Origin of the sequence: Streptomyces sp. NPDC021225 (assembly GCF_044332865.1) — a bacterium.
Classification (GTDB): Bacteria; Actinomycetota; Actinomycetes; order Streptomycetales; family Streptomycetaceae; genus Streptomyces.
On record NZ_JBIRPV010000018.1, the window covers coordinates 65,090 to 82,104 of the forward strand.

Consider the following 17,015-nt stretch of genomic DNA (forward strand, 5'->3'; position numbering starts at 1 on the left):
GCGGGCCTCAGCCGATGAGGGCCTTCGCGTACAGGGCCTTGGGGTCCTTGGCCCGGGAAACCCCGGAGGGGTGCGCGTACCGCTGCGTGGCCGGGTGCGCGGCGCCCTCCTGCCACACCGCGGACACATCGGCCCCGCTGCCCGAGCCGCCCTCGGCGGGGGACAGGTCCACCGGAGTGAAGTTGGACGGGGCGGTGTGCCAGCCGTCCGGGGCCAGCCGGGTGGCCAGGACGTAGGTTCTGCCCGGCTGGAGCGCCGGGGCGTCGCCCACCACGATCCGCTGCCGCCGCAGCGGGTCGTCGCCGCCCTCCTGGGCGACCCGCACGCTGCCGCTCACCTCGCCCTTGAGCGTCTTGCGCACCTCGACCACATAGGTCGTCCACAGCAGCCGGTCGCCGTCGGTGCGCCGCGGCCCCTCGCGCGCCGTGACCTCGCCGATGAACACGTCGTCGGCCCAGCCGGCGGCGAGCTCCGGGGTGTCGAGCCGTACCGCGTAGGTGGGGTGGTACCGCGTGGTGCCGTACGGCACGGTGAACCACGCGGCCGCGCTGCCGCCGATGGCGACGAGGGCCGTGCCGAGCGCGATCGCCATGCCGCGCGCTCCCGTGCGCGTCGCGCGCGCTGCTCCGTCGTAGCGAGAGCCGGTGAACACGGCGCCGTTCACCCCCAGATGGCCCGGTAGGCCGTGATGTCGAGGTCCGACGGGGCGATGGCGGTGCGGGTGTCGTCGCAGTACATGACCGCGCCGGAGGCGGTGCGGTGCCCCAGCCGCAGCGCGTGGCCGAGTTCATGGGTGACCACGCCGCGCCGGGTGTCGGCGGAGTAGTCCTTCAGGAAGTGGTCGTTGAGGATGATGTCGTCGGAGCCGAGGTCATGGGACTCCCACATGCCGGACCAGCCGACGTCGTCGCGGTCGATGTCGCTCGCGTCGACGTCCGCGTACGCGGTGTCCTTGCCCTTCGTGCCGGTGCCCGTGCCGGCGTCGGTCCCGGCCTCCGGCCTGATGTCGACCCGGCCCAGGGCGTTCCACTCGGCGCGGGCCCGGTCCCACTCCGCCGTGTACTTGGTGTGCAGCACATAGGTCAGCACCGCGCCGTCCACGGAGCCGACGGTGTCCGGGTCGTCCCCGCAGGCGGCGAGGGCGGGTGTGGCGGGCAGCCCGGCGCACAGCCCCGCGGTCAGCGAGGCGGTCGTCAGAAGGCGTACGGGGAGGCGTAGGGACCGCCTGGTGAGGCGGCCGCCGCCGGTGCGCACCATGTGCACCACCCCTCGTGGGTGTACGGCCCGAGGGCATCAACGTAAACAGGCGCCGCCACACGGCGCATGCGCACAGGTCTTCCCGGGGGAATCCAAGCATGATTACTCTGAAGTAAGGTTACTGACGGGTCAGGAGACGTCATGGCACAGCGGTCAGCACCTCCCACGGCCACCTCCACGGCCCCGCCCGCGGTCGCGTCCCCGCCCGCCCTCGCCCCGCCCGAACTGCGGTCCGTGGACGGCCGGATACGGCAGGCGGCCGTCCCGCCGCTCGCCCCGCACCCCACCCGCGGCAGCCTGGCCGACATCCCCTTCGACAACGCCGCCCAGGCCCCCGACGCCCCCGTCCTCAGCCGCCCGACCCCGGACGGCGGCTGGCGGGACGTCACCGCCGCCACGTTCGCCGCCGAGGTGCTGGCCTGCGCCAAGGGCCTGATCGCGCACGGTCTGCGCCCCGGCGACCGGCTCGCCATCATGGCCCGCACCACCTACGAGTGGACGCTGTTCGACTTCGCCGCCTGGGCCGCCGGTCTTGTCACCGTCCCCGTCTACCCCACCTCCTCACAGGAGCAGACGCTGCACATCCTGCGGGATTCGGGCGCGGTCGCCTGCGTCGTGGAGAGCGTCGAGCAGTCGCGGCTGGTCAGCGCCGTACGGCGGGAGCTGCCCGGCCTCGCCCACCTCTGGCAGTTCGACGCCGGGGCCGTCGCCAAGATCGACGCGGCCGGGCGGGCGGTCCCGGACGCGGACGTGGCGCGCCGCCGCGTCGGCCGCGGCCCCGACGACCTCGCGACCCTCGTCTACACCTCGGGCACCACGGGCCGTCCCAAGGGCTGTGCGCTCACCCATGGCAACTTCTTCGCCGAGGTGGACAACGCCATCGAACTGCTCCACCCGGTCTTCAAGTCGGTCAGCGTGGAGCCCGCCGCCACACTTCTCTTTCTCCCGCTGTCGCATGTCTTCGGGCGCATGATCGCGGTCGGCTGTCTGCGGGCACGGGTGCGGCTCGGCCACGCGCCCAGCCTCCGCACCGAGGACCTCCTCGCGGGCCTGGCCGGATTCCGGCCGACCTTCCTGCTGGCCATCCCCTATGTACTGGAGAAGGTCTTCAACTCGGGCCGCGCGACGGCCGAACGGATGGGCCGCGCCGCCTCCTTCGACCGCGCCGCCGGGGTGGCCCGGCGGTACGGCGTGGCGCTGGAGGAGGCCCGGCGCGGCGGCCGCGGCCCCGGGCCGGTGCTGCGCGCCGCCCACGCGCTGTACGACCCGCTGGTCTACCGCCGCATCCGGGACGCGCTCGGCGGCAAGGTGCGCTATGTGATCTGCGGCGGCTCCCCGCTCGGCCGCCGGCTCGGCGCCTTCTTCGCGGGCGCGGGCATCGAGATCTTCGAGGGCTACGGCCTGACCGAGACGACCGCGGCCGCCACCGTCACGCCCCCGCTGCGCCCGCGCCTGGGCACGGTGGGCTGGCCGCTGCCCGGCAGCGCCGTGCGGATCGCGGAGGACGGCGAGGTGCTGCTGCGCGGCGGGCAGGTCTTCTCCGGCTACTGGGACGCGGGGCTGGGGCGGGCGGTGCCCGAGGGCGGCGCGGAGGCCTGGTTCGCCACCGGTGACCTCGGGGCGCTGGACGACGAGGGCTATCTGGCCATCACCGGCCGCAAGAAGGAGCTGATCGTCACCTCGGGCGGCAAGAACGTGGCCCCCGCCCCGCTGGAGGACCGGCTGCGCGCCCATCCGCTGGTCGGCCAGTGCATGGTGATCGGCGACAACCGCCCGTATGTGACGGCGCTGCTCACCCTGGACCCGGACGGGCTGGCGCACTGGCGCCGGATGCGGCAGCGGCAGGGTGTCCCGATCCGCCGGCTGGTCGAGGACGAGCTGCTGCTCGCCGAGGTCCAGCGCGCGGTGGACGACGCCAATGAGCTGGTCTCGCGCGCCGAGTCGATCCGGCGCTTCACCGTTCTGCCGGTGCCCTTCACCGAGGAGTCCGGGCATCTGACCCCGTCCCTGAAGCTGCGGCGGGCGGCGGTCGCGCGGGACTTCGCGCGGGAGATCGAGGCGCTGTACGCGGGGGCCGCCGTAAAGGTCAGGGGCGAGGGGCGCGACGAGGGCCTATGAGGCCCTATGCGGGCCGATGGGGATAAGCGAGAGAAAACGCCGGAGAAACCCGAAGTGAATACGCGAATGCCGGAATGCGGGGGCGCGGCGGGCCGGAAAACAAAGGCAGGAGCCCCGGCCCCCGCCGAAGCGGGGTCGGGGCTCCTTGGGTACTGCGGATCAGACCGGGCTGACATTCTCCGCCTGCGGACCCTTCGGGCCCTGGGTGACGTCGAAGGTAACGGCCTGGTTCTCCTCGAGCGAGCGGAAACCACTCGCGTTGATCGCGGAGTAGTGAACGAAGACATCGGGGCCGCCGCCGTCTTGGGCGATGAAGCCGAAGCCCTTCTCGGCGTTGAACCACTTGACGGTTCCGGTAGCCATAAGCCCTCCTTGGGCCAAAGGGTTGCCCTGCTCCAGAACCTGCAAGAAGTCTGAAAATTACAAAAGCCCGCGGTTACATGCTCCGCAGGCTTTGTACTGCAAGGAAACCTAACTGCAACTTGCGGTGAGCTTAGCACGCTGCGTGTGCGCGGGGAAAGAGCCGAAGATCACGAATTCGAGGGGTTTCCCGGGCTGGTGGATTGGATAGTACCGCAGGTCGGGGCCTTACAGCCGGGCTCGGGGCGGAGGCGGGGCGGGCCCCGCCGCCGCCGCATGTGACGCGCGGGTCTAGCCTCCGTATGTGGACAATTCACCGAGTTCCCCCGCCCGGAGTACACCCGACGCCACGACCACCGAGGGCTACCACCCGCCCGGTCGTACTCGGCCAAGGGTCGGCCACATCCAGTACCTCAACTGTGTGCCCCTCTACTGGGGCCTGGCCACCAGCGGGGCCCTCCTGGACCTCGAGCTCACCAAGGACACCCCCGACGCGCTCAACGACAAGCTGGTACAGGGCGATCTCGACATCGGCCCGATCAGCCTGGTGGAGTTTCTGCGCAACGCCGACGACCTGGTGGCGCTGCCCGACATCGCGGTCGGCTGCGACGGGCCCGTCATGTCCTGCGTGATCGTCTCGCAACTGCCGCTCGAGCAGCTGGACCGGGCCCGGGTCGCCCTCGGCTCGGCCTCGCGCACCTCCGTACGGCTGGCGCGGCTGCTGCTCGCCGAGCGGTACGGGATCTCCCCGGACTACTACACCTGCCCGCCCGACCTCAGCCTGATGATGCAGGAGGCGGAGGCGGCGGTGCTCATCGGCGACGCCGCGCTGCGCGCCAATCTGCACTACGCCGAGAAGCTCGGCCTCCAGGTGCACGACCTCGGCCAGATGTGGAAGGAGTGGACGGGGCTGCCGTTCGTCTTCGCGGTGTGGGCGGCGCGCCGCGAGTATCTGGAGCGCGAGCCGGAGATCGTCCACCAGGTGCACCGGGCCTTCCTCGACTCCCGCGACCTGTCCCTGGTGGAGGTCGCCAAGGTCGCCGAGCAGGCGGCGCGCTGGGAGGCGCTGGAGGCGCCGGTCCTGGAGCGCTACTTCACCACCCTGGACTTCAGCCTGGGCGAGCGGCAGTTGGAGGGCATCGCCGAGTTCGTCCGGCGCACCGCCCCGGCGGCCGGCTACCCCGCCGACGTACGGGTACGGCCGCTGGACCTGGCCGGCCCGCGCGGGCTGGTGTAACGGCTTCGCGCCCATCAGGTATTGCCCCGGTGGCCTGTCCGGGGCAGCACCTAAGCTGGAGCGGCGCAGTCGAGGGGAGCGGGGGAGGCAGACGGGATGGAGCCGCTGGGGGCGGACGATCCGCGGGTCATCGGCGACTACCGGCTGCTCGGGCGGCTCGGCTCGGGCGGCATGGGCCGGGTCTTCGTGGGGCGCAGCGCGGGCGGCCGGACCGTGGCGGTGAAGGTCGTCCACGCGCACTTCTCGCTCGACGAGCAGTTCCGCGCCCGGTTCCGGCGCGAGGTGGAGGCCGCGCGGCGGGTCGGCGGGGCGTGGACCGCGCCAGTGCTGGACGCCGACCCGGACGCCCGGGTCCCGTGGGTGGCCACCGGCTATGTGGCGGGCCCGTCGCTGAGCCAGGCCGTCGCCGACGAGGGGCCGCTGCCCGAGCCGTCGGTACGGGCCCTGGGCGCCGGGCTGGCGGAGGCGCTGGCCGCCGTGCACGCGCTGGGGCTGGTCCACCGCGACGTCAAGCCGTCGAACGTACTGCTCGCCCTGGACGGCCCGCGCCTGATCGACTTCGGCATAGCGCGGGCCACGCAGGGCACGGTGTCGCTGACCACCACCGGTGCCTCGATCGGCTCGCCCGGCTATATGTCGCCCGAGCAGATCCTGGGCAAGGGCGTGGACGGGGCGGCCGACGTCTTCTCGCTGGGCGCCGTGCTGGCGTACGCGGTGACGGGCGAGCCGCCCTTCCCCGGCGACAGCTCGGCCGCGCTGCTCTACAAGGTGGTCCACGAGGAGGCCCGGCTCGGCCCCGGCCTGACCGGTGACCTGCGGGACCTGATCGCCGCCTGCCTGGCCAAGGACCCGTCCGCCCGGCCCACCCCGGAGCGGATCGTGAGCCGCCTCGCCCCGGACGGGGGCGCCGCGAGCCTGGTGCGGCCGGGGTGGCTGCCGGGGCCGCTGGTCGAGCGGGTGAGCCGGCGGGCGGTGGAGCTCCTCGACCTGGACGCGTCGGATCCGCCCGCGCCCCCGGCGGCTCCGCCAACCCCCGCGGCCGTGTCGGCTGTGTCGGCATCGGGCGCGCCCGTGCCGCCCCTGGGTGCGTTCGGCCCGCCCGACCCCTCGTACGGCCGCCCGGCCCAGCAGGCGCCCGGCGCGCCCGCCCCGCCCGATGCGCCGCCGTCCGGCGGGCGGCCGTCCGAGGGCCGCAGGGTCTCGGTCTCCGCCGCCATCGGGCGCCGAAACCGTCCGAAGGCGCTCAGCTGCACGCTGGTGTTGTCCGTCGCGGGCGCGCTGGCCGCCGCCACGACCGCGGCCTTCGTGTTCCACCTGCTGCCGGGCACCGGCGGGGGCGAGGGGACGGGCGCCAAGGACTCCGCCTCGTCCCCGAGCCCGGGGTCGGAACCGACGGCGACGGAGGGCCCCGGCGACTACGGCGACGACCCCGGCGGCGACCCCGTCAAGAGCGTGCCCAAGGCGTTCCTCGGCACCTGGAAGGGGCAGCTCACCACCGAGTCCAGCATCCCCGGAGGCGAACTGACCATCACCATCCGCGAGGGGACGCCGGGGGAGAAGGTGGGCAGCGGCCGGGTCGAGCTGGCGGTGCTCCGCTGTGACAGCAGCTGGAAGCTGGTCTCGGCCACCTCGAAGGAGCTGGTCCTCGACTCGCGGGTCGGCAGCGGCGGCCAGACGCAGACCGGCTGCACCGATGGCTCGGCCGAGGATCGGTTCACCCTCACCTCCGACGGCTCGCTGCGCTACAAGACGGCCGATGAGCAGGGGGGCAACCCGAGCGGCACGCTGCGCAAGGTGACCGCCGGATCAGGGGACCGCTGAGGGCCGCGGCGGGGCCGCGGGGCCTCGGCAGAGGCCCATGACCACTGGCGTACGCTGGGGCAGTCCGTCCGCAACCCGCCGAAAGGGACGCCCCGGTGACCGAGAGCGCATCGCTTCAGGCCGTCCTCGACCGCGCCGCCGCCGGGGGCCGTATCACCCCGCAGGAGGCGCTCGACCTGTACCGGTCCGCGCCGCTGCACGCGCTCGGCGCCGCCGCCGACGAGGCCCGCCGCCGCCGTTACGCGGGCATCGAGCACATCGCGACGTACATCATCGAGCGGAACATCAACTACACCAACGTCTGCGTGACGGCCTGCAAGTTCTGCGCCTTCTACGCCGCGCCCAAGGACACCGCCAAGGGCTGGACCCGCGACCTCGACGACATCCTGCGCCGCTGCGCCGAGACCGTCGAACTCGGCGGCACGCAGATCATGTTCCAGGGCGGCCACCACCCGGACTTCGGGGTGGAGTACTACGAGAAGCACTTCTCGGCCATCAAGAAGGAATTCCCGCAGCTGGTGATCCACTCGCTGGGGGCCTCCGAGGTCGAGCACATGGCGCGGATCTCCGGTGTGCCGGCCGAGGAGGCGATCCGCCGCATCCACGACGCGGGCCTGGACTCCTTCGCGGGGGCGGGCGCCGAACTGCTGCCCGAGCGGCCGCGCAAGGCCATCGCGCCGCTCAAGGAGTCGGGCGAGCGCTGGCTGGAGATCATGGAGACCGCCCACAACCTGGGGGTCGAGTCCACCTCCACGATGCTCATGGGCACCGGCGAGACGAACGCCGAGCGGATCGAGCACATCCGCATGATCCGCGACGTACAGGACCGCACGGGCGGCTTCCGCGCCTTCATCCCGTACACCTACCAGCCCGAGAACAACCATCTGAAGGGGCAGACGCAGGCGACCGTCTTCGAGTACCTGCGCATGATCGCGATCGCCCGGCTGTTCCTCGACAACGTGGCCCATATCCAGGGCTCCTGGCTGACCGTCGGCAAGGAGGCCGGCCAGCTGTCGCTGCACTACGGGGCGGACGACCTCGGCTCGGTGATGCTGGAGGAGAACGTGGTCTCCTCGGCGGGCGCCCGGCACCGGTCCAACCGGATGGAGCTGCTCCATCTCATCCGTACGGCGGGGCGGGTGCCCGCGCAGCGCGCCACCACCTACGAGCACCTGGTGGTGCACGACGACCCGGCGAACGACCCGGTCGACGACCAGGTCGTCTCCCATCTGTCGTCGACGGCGATCGAGGGCGGGACCGCCCACCCCGAGCTGAAGCTCATCGACGCCTCCTGACCCCTCTCCTGACACCCCTTCCGATGCTCACCCTTCACGCGGCGCCCCTCGTCCGGCTCACCCCCGACGACGCGGCGCCGCTGCACGACGCCGCCGTCGCGGTCGACGGCGACCGGATCGCCGCGGTCGGGCCGCTGGACGCGCTGCTCCGCACGTATCCGCGGGCCAGGGTGCGCCACTGGCCCGGCACGCTGGGCCCGGGCCTGGTCCACGACGCGCCGGTGCCGGACGCGCCCAGCCCCCGCGAGCGGATCCACGCGCTGCTGCGGCGGGGCGCCACGGCGGTCGTCGCGGCGCGGGTCGCCGACCCCGAGCTGCTGGCCGCCGCGCGGCGGGGCGGCCTCGCCGTCCTGGACCGGCCGCGCCCGCCCGCGCTGGCGGAGACCGGCCGCGCCGACCTGGCGGCCTTCGACGCGGACGGCGCGTGCGTGGCCACGGTGCTCGCGGGGCGGCTGGTGCACCGGCGGCGTTGAGCGCGGCTCGCGCACCGGCGCCGACGGGCGGCGCGGGCGGGGTCCGGCGCCGGGCGCGGCGGGGGCCAGGTGAACAATGGGGGCATGACCCGAGCATCCCTGGACAAGCAGCCGCACGAAGTCGCCGCGATGTTCGACGGCGTGGCGGCCAAGTACGACCTCACCAACGATGTGCTCTCGCTCGGGCAGGCCCGGCTGTGGCGCAAGGCCGTGACGCGGGCCGTCGCCGCGCGCCCCGGCGAGCGCGTGCTCGACCTCGCCGCCGGCACCGGCACCTCCTCGCTGCCCTTCGCCGCCGCGGGCGCGTACGTCGTCCCCTGCGACTTCTCGCTCGGGATGCTGCGGGTGGGCAAGCGGCGCCACCCGGGGCTGCCGCTCACGGCGGGCGACGCGACCCGGCTGCCCTTCGCGGACGGGGTCTTCGACGCCGTCACGATCTCCTTCGGGCTGCGCAACGTCCAGGACACGGACGCCGCGCTGCGCGAGCTGCTGCGCGTGACCAGGCCCGGCGGACGCGTCGTGATCTGCGAGTTCAGCCACCCCACCTGGGCCCCGCTGCGCACCGTCTACACCGAGTACCTGATGCGCGCGCTGCCGCCGGTCGCCACCGCGGTCAGCAGCAACCCGGACGCGTATGTCTATCTCGCCGAGTCGATCCGCGCCTGGCCCGACCAGCCCGGGCTGGCGGCGCGGCTGGGCGAGGCGGGCTGGGCGAAGGTCGCCTGGCGCGATCTGTCCGGCGGGATCGTCGCGCTCCACCGGGGCGTCAAGCCGTAGGCCCACCAAGGCGTCAAACCGCGGGCGCCGCCGGGTTCTCCCGGGGGTGGCCCTCCGTATCGGCCGCGGCACGCCACATAGACTGCAACCGTTCCAGTGCCCGGCGTGACCGGCACGCCGTTACCGAGCCTTCGGGAGACCCGCGTGAGCGAGACCGCATCCACGGAGCGGACCGCCGATGTCATCGTCGTCGGCGCCGGGCCCGCCGGCTCCACCACGGCGTACTACCTCGCCAAGGCCGGGCTGGACGTGCTGCTGCTGGAGAAGACGGCGTTCCCTCGCGAGAAGGTGTGCGGCGACGGTCTGACCCCGCGCGCCACCAAGGAGCTCGTCGCCATGGGCATCGACGTCTCCGAGGAGGCGGGCTGGCTGCGCAACCGCGGCCTGCGGATCATCGGTGGCGGGGTGCGTCTTGAGCTCGACTGGCCGGAGCTGGCCTCGTATCCGGACTACGGTCTTGTCCGCAAGCGCGACGACTTCGACGAGCAGCTGGCGCGGCAGGCCCAGAAGGCCGGCGCCCGGCTGTACGAGCGCTGCAACGTGGGCGCCCCGCTCCTGGACGACCGTACGGGCCGGATCACCGGCGTCGAGGCCAAGCTCGGCGTGGAGAAGACGCCGGTCACCTTCCACGCCCCGCTGGTGGTCGCCGCGGACGGCAACTCCACCCGGCTCTCGCTGGCCATGGGGCTGCACCGGCGCGAGGACCGGCCGATGGGCGTGGCGGTGCGGACGTACTTCACCTCGCCCCGCCACGACGACGACTACCTGGAGTCCTGGCTGGAGCTGTGGGACCGGCGCGGCCCCCAGGACCGGCTGCTGCCCGGCTACGGCTGGATCTTCGGCATGGGTGACGGCACCAGCAACGTCGGGCTCGGCGTGCTCAACACCTCCGGCTCCTTCAAGGAGCTGGACTGGCGCGAGATCCTCAAGGTGTGGTGCGCCTCGATGCCCGAGGAGTGGGGCTACACCCCGGAGAACATGACCGGCCCGATCCGCGGCGCCGCCCTCCCGATGGCCTTCAACCGTCAGCCGCACTACACCCGGGGGCTGTTGCTGGTCGGCGACGCGGGCGGCATGGTCAACCCGTTCAACGGCGAGGGCATCGCCTATGCGATGGAATCCGGCCGGATCGCGGCGGATGTCATCGTCCAGGCCCAGGCCCGCGCCACCGCCGACCGCCGCGAACTGGCCCTCCAGCGCTACCCGAAGGTCATCAAGGACACCTACGGCGGCTACTACACGCTGGGCCGGGCCTTCGTGAAGCTGATCAGCAACCCGACGGTCATGAAGCTGGCGGCCCAGCGCGGTCTGACCCACCCGATGCTGATGCGGTTCACGCTGAAGCTGATGGCCAACCTCACCGACCCGACGGGCGGCGACGCGATGGACCGCGTCATCAACGGCCTGGCGAAGGTGGCCCCGAAGGCCTGACGCGGTTCAGCCCGCTCAGGAGGCCGTCGTCGCCGGGTTGGCGCTGGTGATGACGGCGAAGTGCGCGCCGGAGGGGTCGGCCAGCCAGGCCATGCGGCCGATGTCCTCGGCGGTCATGGCGGGCATCAGCACCGCCCCGCCGAGCTTCTCGGCCCGGTCGACGACGAGATCGCAGTCCGCCACCTCGACGTACGGCAGCCACTGCGCGACATCGTGCCCCTGCTGGAGCTGCGCCATGCCGCCGAAGGACCCCTCGCCGCCGCGCCCGCCCGTCGAGAGCACGGTGTAGGTCCCGCCGGAGAACGACATCTCCTCGGCGTCCCAGCCGAACACCGTGTGGTAGAAGGCGAGATTGGTGACCGGGTCCGGGGTGTGCAGCTCCACCCAGCACAACGTGCCCTGCTCGGTGACCGCTTCGAGGCCCTCGGTCTTGCCGGGCTGCCAGACGGCGAACCGGGCGCCACCCGGGTCGGTGAACTGGGCCATCCGCCCCTCGTCGAAGACGTCGAACGGCGCGGCGCGCACCGCGCCGCCCGCCTCCGCGACCACCGCGGCGGTGGCCTCGGCGTCGGTGGTGCGGAAGTACGGCGTCCAGGCGGGGCGCGCGCCCTCCTCGTGGAGCGGGCCGACGGCGGCGACCGTCCTGCGGTCCTTCTTGAAGAAGCCGTAGCCGCCCGCCTCGGGTCCGGCCGACTCCCAAGTCCAGCCGAACAGGCTGGTGTAGAAGGCGCCGGCCGCGTCGGTGTCGGGGGTGCCGAGGTCGAGCCAGTTGGGGGCGCCGGGGACGAAATCGGTGGTGAGCATGGGGGCTCCTTCGGCGGATCCTGGTCAGCCGGGGGCGTTGGGGCCGGATCCCGCGCCGCCGTGGGGGCGACGGCGGCCACCCCGGCAGTTCTCAGTCTGGCACCGGGGCCCGGGGGCCGCCGCTGGGGAGCGGGGACGCGGCGCCGGTCGCGAGGGCCCGCCGGCGGTGGTGACATGGAAGGAGGGGGCACCAGTCGGGTACCAGGAGGTACACATCATGACCAAGGCCGCAGACATCATGCACCCGGGCGCGCAGTGGATCCCCAAGACCCAGACGCTGGACCGCGCGGCGCAGCTGATGCGGGACCTGAACGTCGGCGCGCTGCCGATCGCCGACGAGAACGAGCGGCTGTGCGGCATCCTGACCGACCGCGACATCGTCGTCGGCTGTGTCGCCGAGGGCAAGGACTGCTCCAGGACGACGGCGGGGGAACTCGCCAAGGGCACGCCGCGGTGGATCCCGGCCGACGCGGACGTCACCGATGTGCTCCGGGAGATGGAGCAGAACAAGATCCGCAGGCTGCCGGTGATCGACAAGGACAAGCGGCTGGTCGGCATGATCAGCGAGGCTGATCTGGCCCACCACGTCAGCGAGCCCCAGATCGCCGAGTTCGTGGAGAAGGTGTACGCCTAGGCGGCTGGTCGGCTGCCGGCCGGCGCGGACAGGGAAAGCGGGCCGCGGACACGGAATGAGGCCGCCGCCCCGGACGTGGACGTACGGGAAGGCGGCCCCATGCGGCGCGCTCTCGGGTCGTGCTCGGGTCGTGAGAGGGCTCAGAGAAGGCGGACGGCGCCGGACGGCGGGTCGTAGCTCAGGTCGCGCTCGACGATGCCGGTGCTCGGGTTCTGGGCGCCGATGAACTTGCCGCCGCCGATGTAGACGCCGACGTGGTACGCGTTGCCGCGGGCGCCCCAGTAGAGGAGGTCGCCGGGCTGGAGGTTGTCCAGCGACACGGCGGTGCCCTGGTTCGACTGGTCCTGCGACACGCGCGGCAGGCTGATGCCGATCTGGTTGAAGGCGGCCTGGGTCAGGCCGGAGCAGTCGTACGAGGAGGGGCCGCTGGAGCCCAGCACGTACGCCTTGCCCACCTGGGCCTTCAGGAAGTTGATCAGCGTGGCGGCGTTGCCGGTCGCCTTCGTCGCGGTCGACGGGGACGGGGTGCTGTTGCTCGACGCGGTGCTGAGGCTGGTGCGCTCGGCGGTGCGGGACGCCCGCTCGGCCTTCTCCTGGGCCGCGCGGCGGGCTGCGGCCTTGCGCGCCGCCTCCCGGGCCTCCTGTGCCTTGCGGTCGGCCTCGGCCTTGGCCTTCTTCGCCGTGGCCTTGGCCTTGGCGGCGGCCTGGTCCTGCTGCGCCTGGAGCTGGTAGTCGGAGGCCGCCTGCTGGGTGGCGTCGGCGGACTGCGCGGCGGAGCTCGCCAGGGTGGAGCCGAGGGTCGGCATCTCGAGCGTCGACTCGGCGGCGGACGGCTCGGCGGCCAGGGCGGGCGCGGCGGCGCCGGCGACCGCGAGCGTCAGGAAACCACCGGTGACCCCGGCTCGGAGTGCACGCGTGGAGGAGGCGGCACGGCGGGGCTTCCGGTGGCTGGGTATCTGTGCGGTCTGGGACATGGACCCAACCGCTATCAGGGTTAGGAGGGCCGGATCAAGAAAAGTGGAGTGCGCCACATTTGACGCGTACATGCTTAGAAATGAGGGTGTTGGATCTTGATTGAGGCCCTCGGCGCCGTGTCCGAATTTTTCGATCATGCCCATACGCACGGCATTTTGTGGCCCCGGCGGCTACCCGCGCCGCCTACCATCAACCCGGTCCACATGCCAAGGATCCTGATCAAATTGAGATCCACAACCTTTTGCGAGGTGGGATACCTCACTCCCCGGCCCGGCTCGTGAACGAAAGCGCGTAGTAGTGATCAAGGGGGCCGCGGGGCGGGTGGCGGGGGTGGGTGACGGCGCGGCGGTCCGGGTGCGGGGTCGCTCGACGGCATGGTTGTCACATATCAGGTATGAGCGCCCATCGCAAATTTGTGTGTAGGTACCATAGCTTGTAAAGAGCGCAAGCCGCTCACCAGTGGCGACGGATTCTTATGTCACTTCTCGTGATCGATCGGATGCTTCGAGTGCAAGATCACCGCTCATCCGACTTCATGATCCTTCGTCAGGTGGTGGAGATCACAAAGACGTTGTTGCACCCCGTGTCGCAGATCACATAGCGGCGGGCATAGGATGCAGGCGAAACGGGCTTGTGAACTGCCTCACATGTGCGCGATCTTCGTGGGAGCGGTCCGGGAGTCCGTACGGTCCGCCAGCCAGTCACCGTCGACTGAAGGGAGCGGGGACGGTGAACGCATACGCGCCCATCCTCGTACTGGGAGCCCTCGGGGCAGCCTTTGCGATCTTCTCGGTCATCATGGCCGCGATCATCGGCCCCAAGCGTTACAACCGGGCCAAGCTCGAAGCCTATGAATGCGGCATCGAGCCGACTCCACATCCGGCCGGCGGTGGGCGCTTCCCCATCAAGTACTACCTGACGGCGATGCTCTTCATCGTCTTCGACATCGAGATCGTCTTCCTCTATCCCTGGGCCGTCACCTTCGACGCGATGGGGCTGTTCGGGCTGGTGGAGATGCTCCTCTTCGTGCTCACCGTCTTCGTCGCCTACGCATATGTCTGGCGGCGCGGAGGCCTGGAGTGGGACTGAGTGGCCGGTGTGGGACCAAGTGAGAGGAGAACCGTCACATGGGTATCGAAGACAAGCTTCCGAGCGGATTTCTGCTGACGACCGTCGAGCAGGCGGCCGGGCTGGCGCGCAAGTCCTCCGTGTTCCCGGCCACCTTCGGGCTCGCCTGCTGTGCCATCGAGATGATGACCACGGGCGCCGGGCGCTATGACCTGGCCCGCTTCGGCATGGAGGTCTTCCGCGGCTCGCCCCGACAGGCCGATCTGATGATCGTCGCCGGGCGCGTCAGCCAGAAGATGGCCCCGGTGCTGCGGCAGGTCTACGACCAGATGCCGAATCCGAAGTGGGTCATCTCGATGGGCGTGTGCGCCTCCTCGGGCGGCATGTTCAACAACTACGCGATCGTGCAGGGCGTCGATCACATCGTTCCGGTCGACATCTATCTGCCCGGCTGCCCGCCGCGGCCCGAGATGCTCCTGGACGCGATTCTCAAGCTGCACGAGAAGATCCGCGAGGAGAAGTTCGGCGTGAACCGCGAGCGCGCGGCCCGCGAGGCGGAGGAAGCGGCGCTGAAGGCACTCCCGACGATCGAGATGAAGGGGCTGCTGCGGTGAGTGAAGCGCCCAAGGCCAATGGGGTCAACCCGGATCAGGACCTCAACGCCGAGAACCTCCCCGGCCGGCGGGGCGACCAGGGCGAGCCCGTCCGCGTCCAGCGCGGCATGTTCGGCGCCAACAACGGCGGGGACACCTCGGGCTACGGCGGCCTGGTGCGGCCGGTGCGGCTGCCGGGGCCGGCCGGCCGACCGTACGGGGGCTGGTTCGACGAAGTCGCCGACGAACTCGAAGGCGCGCTCGAGGAGCAGTCCCTGGTCCCGGAGAACGCGATCGAGAAGACCGTCGTGGACCGCGGCGAGCTGACCTTCCACATCGCGCGCGAGCACCTGCCGCGGGTGGCCAGGACCCTGCGCGACGACCCGGCGCTCCGCTTCGAGCTGTGCACGGGCGTCAGCGGCGTCCACTTCCCCGGCGACAAGGGCCGGGAGCTGCACGCCGTCTACCACCTGCGCTCGATCACCCACAACCGGCTGATCCGGCTGGAGGTCAGCGTCCCCGACGACGACCCGCATCTCCCGTCGATCGTCGACGTCTATCCGACCAACGACTGGCACGAGCGCGAGACGTACGACTTCTTCGGCCTGATCTTCGACGGTCACCCCGCGCTCACGCGGATCATGATGCCCGACGACTGGCAGGGCTTCCCGCAGCGCAAGGACTACCCCCTCGGCGGCATCCCCGTCGAGTACAAGGGCGCCCAGATCCCGGCTCCGGACCAGCGGAGGTCGTACAGCTGATGTCTGCCACCCACGCAACCCCCTCCGCCTCCGCGCGCGAGACCACCGAAGGCACCGTCTACACCGTCACCGGCGGCGACTGGGACGAGGTCGTGGCCGCGGCGTCGCGGGCCGACGACGAGCGGATCATCGTCAACATGGGTCCGCAGCACCCGTCCACCCACGGCGTGCTGCGGCTCATCCTGGAGATCGACGGCGAGACGGTCACCGAGGCCCGCTGCGGCATCGGGTATCTGCACACCGGCATCGAGAAGAACCTCGAATTCCGGAACTGGACGCAGGGCACCACCTTCGTGACCCGCATGGACTATCTGACGCCCTTCTACAACGAGGCCGCGTACTGCCTGGGCGTCGAGAAGCTGCTGGGCATCGAGGAGCAGATCCCGGACCGGGCCACGGTCATCCGGGTGATGCTGATGGAGCTCAACCGGCTCTCCTCCCACCTGGTGGCGATCGCCACCGGCGGCATGGAGCTGGGCGCCACCACCATCATGATCTACGGCTTCCGTGACCGCGAGATGATCCTGGACATCTTCGAGCTGATCACCGGCCTGCGGATGAACCACGCGTACATCCGGCCCGGCGGGCTCGCCCAGGACCTGCCGCCCGGGGCGGTCGACCAGGTTCGCGCCTTCGTGAAGAAGATGCGCAAGAACCTGCCCGAGTACGACAAGCTGGCGACCGGGAACCCCATCTTCAAGGCCAGGCTTCAGGACGTCGGCTATCTCGACCTCGCCGGCTGCATGGCGCTCGGGGTGACCGGCCCGATACTGCGGTCCACCGGTCTGCCGCACGACCTGCGCAAGACCCAGCCGTACTGCGGCTACGAGACCTATGACTTCGAGGTCCCCACCGCCGACACCTGCGATGCCTACGGCCGCTTCCTGATCCGGCTGGAGGAGATGCGCCAGTCGCTGCGGATCGTCGAGCAGTGCCTGGACCGGCTGGCGCCGGGGCCGGTGATGGTCGAGGACAAGAAGATCGCCTGGCCGGCCCAGCTGGCGCTGGGGCCGGACGGGCTCGGCAACTCCCTCGACCACATCAAGAAGATCATGGGCACCTCGATGGAGGCCCTGATCCACCACTTCAAGCTGGTGACCGAGGGGTTCCGGGTTCCGCCGGGACAGGCGTACACGGCCGTCGAGTCGCCCAAGGGCGAGCTCGGTGTACATGTGGTCAGCGACGGCGGCACCCGCCCGTTCCGCGTGCACTTCCGTGACCCGTCCTTCACCAACCTCCAGGCCGTGGCGGCGATGTGCGAGGGCGGCCAGGTCGCCGACGTGATCGTCGCCGTGGCGTCCATCGACCCCGTGATGGGAGGCGTCGACCGGTGACCGACGTACACGCGGCCGCCGGGCCGCAGACGACGACGAAGGCCGCACCTCTGCGCCGCGTGGGCGGAGAAGGGAAC

At 71.5% G+C, this 17,015-nt stretch carries 17 protein-coding genes; 12 read left to right on the forward strand and 5 right to left on the reverse strand.

The features are described 5' to 3' along the window. Positions 1–7: 7 nt before the first annotated feature. Both ACH4S9_RS43255 and ACH4S9_RS43260 read right to left on the reverse strand, forming a co-directional pair. The gene (locus tag ACH4S9_RS43255) at positions 8–592 is read right to left on the reverse strand and encodes a hypothetical protein (RefSeq protein ID WP_398377096.1); all 585 of its coding nucleotides are present in this window, start codon (positions 590–592) and stop codon (positions 8–10) included. 68 nt (positions 593–660) lie between these two features. Next, on the reverse strand, positions 661–1,257 hold the full coding sequence (locus ACH4S9_RS43260) for a hypothetical protein (RefSeq protein WP_311726566.1): 597 nt from the start codon (positions 1,255–1,257) through the stop codon (positions 661–663). A gap of 141 nt (positions 1,258–1,398) precedes the next feature. Here ACH4S9_RS43260 and ACH4S9_RS43265 point away from each other — a divergent pair, with 141 nt between their 5' ends. Further along, entirely contained in the window at positions 1,399–3,375 is a 1,977-nt protein-coding gene (locus tag ACH4S9_RS43265) for an AMP-dependent synthetase/ligase (protein WP_311726567.1), read from the forward strand. Between the two features lie 159 nt (positions 3,376–3,534). Here ACH4S9_RS43265 and ACH4S9_RS43270 read toward each other — a convergent pair whose 3' ends face one another. Continuing rightward, complete coding sequence (locus ACH4S9_RS43270) at positions 3,535–3,738, reverse strand: cold-shock protein (protein WP_311726568.1); 204 nt, start codon at positions 3,736–3,738, stop codon at positions 3,535–3,537. 301 nt (positions 3,739–4,039) lie between these two features. Between ACH4S9_RS43270 and ACH4S9_RS43275 the strand changes: the two genes are divergently transcribed. The 6 genes from ACH4S9_RS43275 (at position 4,040) to ACH4S9_RS43300 (ending at position 10,769) form a co-directional block, all read left to right on the forward strand. Then, the gene (locus tag ACH4S9_RS43275; RefSeq protein WP_398377098.1) at positions 4,040–4,972 is read left to right on the forward strand and encodes a menaquinone biosynthetic enzyme MqnA/MqnD family protein; all 933 of its coding nucleotides are present in this window, start codon (positions 4,040–4,042) and stop codon (positions 4,970–4,972) included. Positions 4,973–5,068: 96 nt separating this feature from the next. Then, entirely contained in the window at positions 5,069–6,793 is a 1,725-nt protein-coding gene (locus tag ACH4S9_RS43280; protein ID WP_398377100.1) for a serine/threonine-protein kinase, read from the forward strand. Between the two features lie 95 nt (positions 6,794–6,888). Then, on the forward strand, positions 6,889–8,088 hold the full coding sequence (gene mqnC, locus ACH4S9_RS43285) for a cyclic dehypoxanthinyl futalosine synthase (RefSeq protein WP_311726570.1): 1,200 nt from the start codon (positions 6,889–6,891) through the stop codon (positions 8,086–8,088). Positions 8,089–8,111: 23 nt separating this feature from the next. After that, positions 8,112–8,561, forward strand: coding sequence for an imidazolonepropionase-like domain-containing protein (locus ACH4S9_RS43290; RefSeq protein ID WP_311726571.1), 450 nt, complete (start codon positions 8,112–8,114; stop codon positions 8,559–8,561). A gap of 84 nt (positions 8,562–8,645) precedes the next feature. Then, the gene (locus ACH4S9_RS43295) at positions 8,646–9,338 is read left to right on the forward strand and encodes a demethylmenaquinone methyltransferase (RefSeq protein ID WP_311726572.1); all 693 of its coding nucleotides are present in this window, start codon (positions 8,646–8,648) and stop codon (positions 9,336–9,338) included. Positions 9,339–9,443: 105 nt separating this feature from the next. Next, a complete protein-coding gene (locus ACH4S9_RS43300; RefSeq protein WP_311726573.1) occupies positions 9,444–10,769 on the forward strand; it encodes a geranylgeranyl reductase family protein in 1,326 nt (441 codons plus the stop codon). Positions 10,770–10,784: 15 nt separating this feature from the next. Here the strand turns inward: ACH4S9_RS43300 and ACH4S9_RS43305 are convergent, their stop codons facing one another. Next, positions 10,785–11,573, reverse strand: coding sequence for a VOC family protein (locus ACH4S9_RS43305; protein ID WP_311726574.1), 789 nt, complete (start codon positions 11,571–11,573; stop codon positions 10,785–10,787). Positions 11,574–11,790: 217 nt separating this feature from the next. Here ACH4S9_RS43305 and ACH4S9_RS43310 point away from each other — a divergent pair, with 217 nt between their 5' ends. Next, on the forward strand, positions 11,791–12,207 hold the full coding sequence (locus tag ACH4S9_RS43310) for a CBS domain-containing protein (RefSeq protein WP_358844096.1): 417 nt from the start codon (positions 11,791–11,793) through the stop codon (positions 12,205–12,207). 140 nt (positions 12,208–12,347) lie between these two features. Here the strand turns inward: ACH4S9_RS43310 and ACH4S9_RS43315 are convergent, their stop codons facing one another. Beyond that, the gene (locus tag ACH4S9_RS43315) at positions 12,348–13,181 is read right to left on the reverse strand and encodes a C40 family peptidase (RefSeq protein ID WP_311726576.1); all 834 of its coding nucleotides are present in this window, start codon (positions 13,179–13,181) and stop codon (positions 12,348–12,350) included. Positions 13,182–13,911: 730 nt separating this feature from the next. On the opposite strand from ACH4S9_RS43315, the gene ACH4S9_RS43320 reads away from it, so the two are divergent. The 4 genes from ACH4S9_RS43320 to ACH4S9_RS43335 are packed head-to-tail and all read left to right on the forward strand — an operon-like array spanning position 13,912 to position 16,938. Further along, entirely contained in the window at positions 13,912–14,271 is a 360-nt protein-coding gene (locus ACH4S9_RS43320) for an NADH-quinone oxidoreductase subunit A (protein ID WP_311726577.1), read from the forward strand. Positions 14,272–14,309: 38 nt separating this feature from the next. Further along, positions 14,310–14,864 carry an NADH-quinone oxidoreductase subunit B family protein gene (locus ACH4S9_RS43325; RefSeq protein WP_311726578.1) on the forward strand — a complete coding sequence of 185 codons (555 nt, stop codon included), beginning with the start codon at positions 14,310–14,312 and terminating at the stop codon, positions 14,862–14,864. Continuing rightward, positions 14,861–15,604 carry an NADH-quinone oxidoreductase subunit C gene (locus tag ACH4S9_RS43330; RefSeq protein ID WP_311726579.1) on the forward strand — a complete coding sequence of 248 codons (744 nt, stop codon included), beginning with the start codon at positions 14,861–14,863 and terminating at the stop codon, positions 15,602–15,604. Before ACH4S9_RS43325 ends, ACH4S9_RS43330 begins: the two co-directional genes overlap by 4 nt. Next, positions 15,604–16,938 (forward strand): NADH-quinone oxidoreductase subunit D, encoded by a 1,335-nt coding sequence (locus tag ACH4S9_RS43335; protein WP_311726580.1) that lies wholly within the window; start codon positions 15,604–15,606, stop codon positions 16,936–16,938. Before ACH4S9_RS43330 ends, ACH4S9_RS43335 begins: the two co-directional genes overlap by 1 nt. Positions 16,939–17,015: the final 77 nt, after the last annotated feature.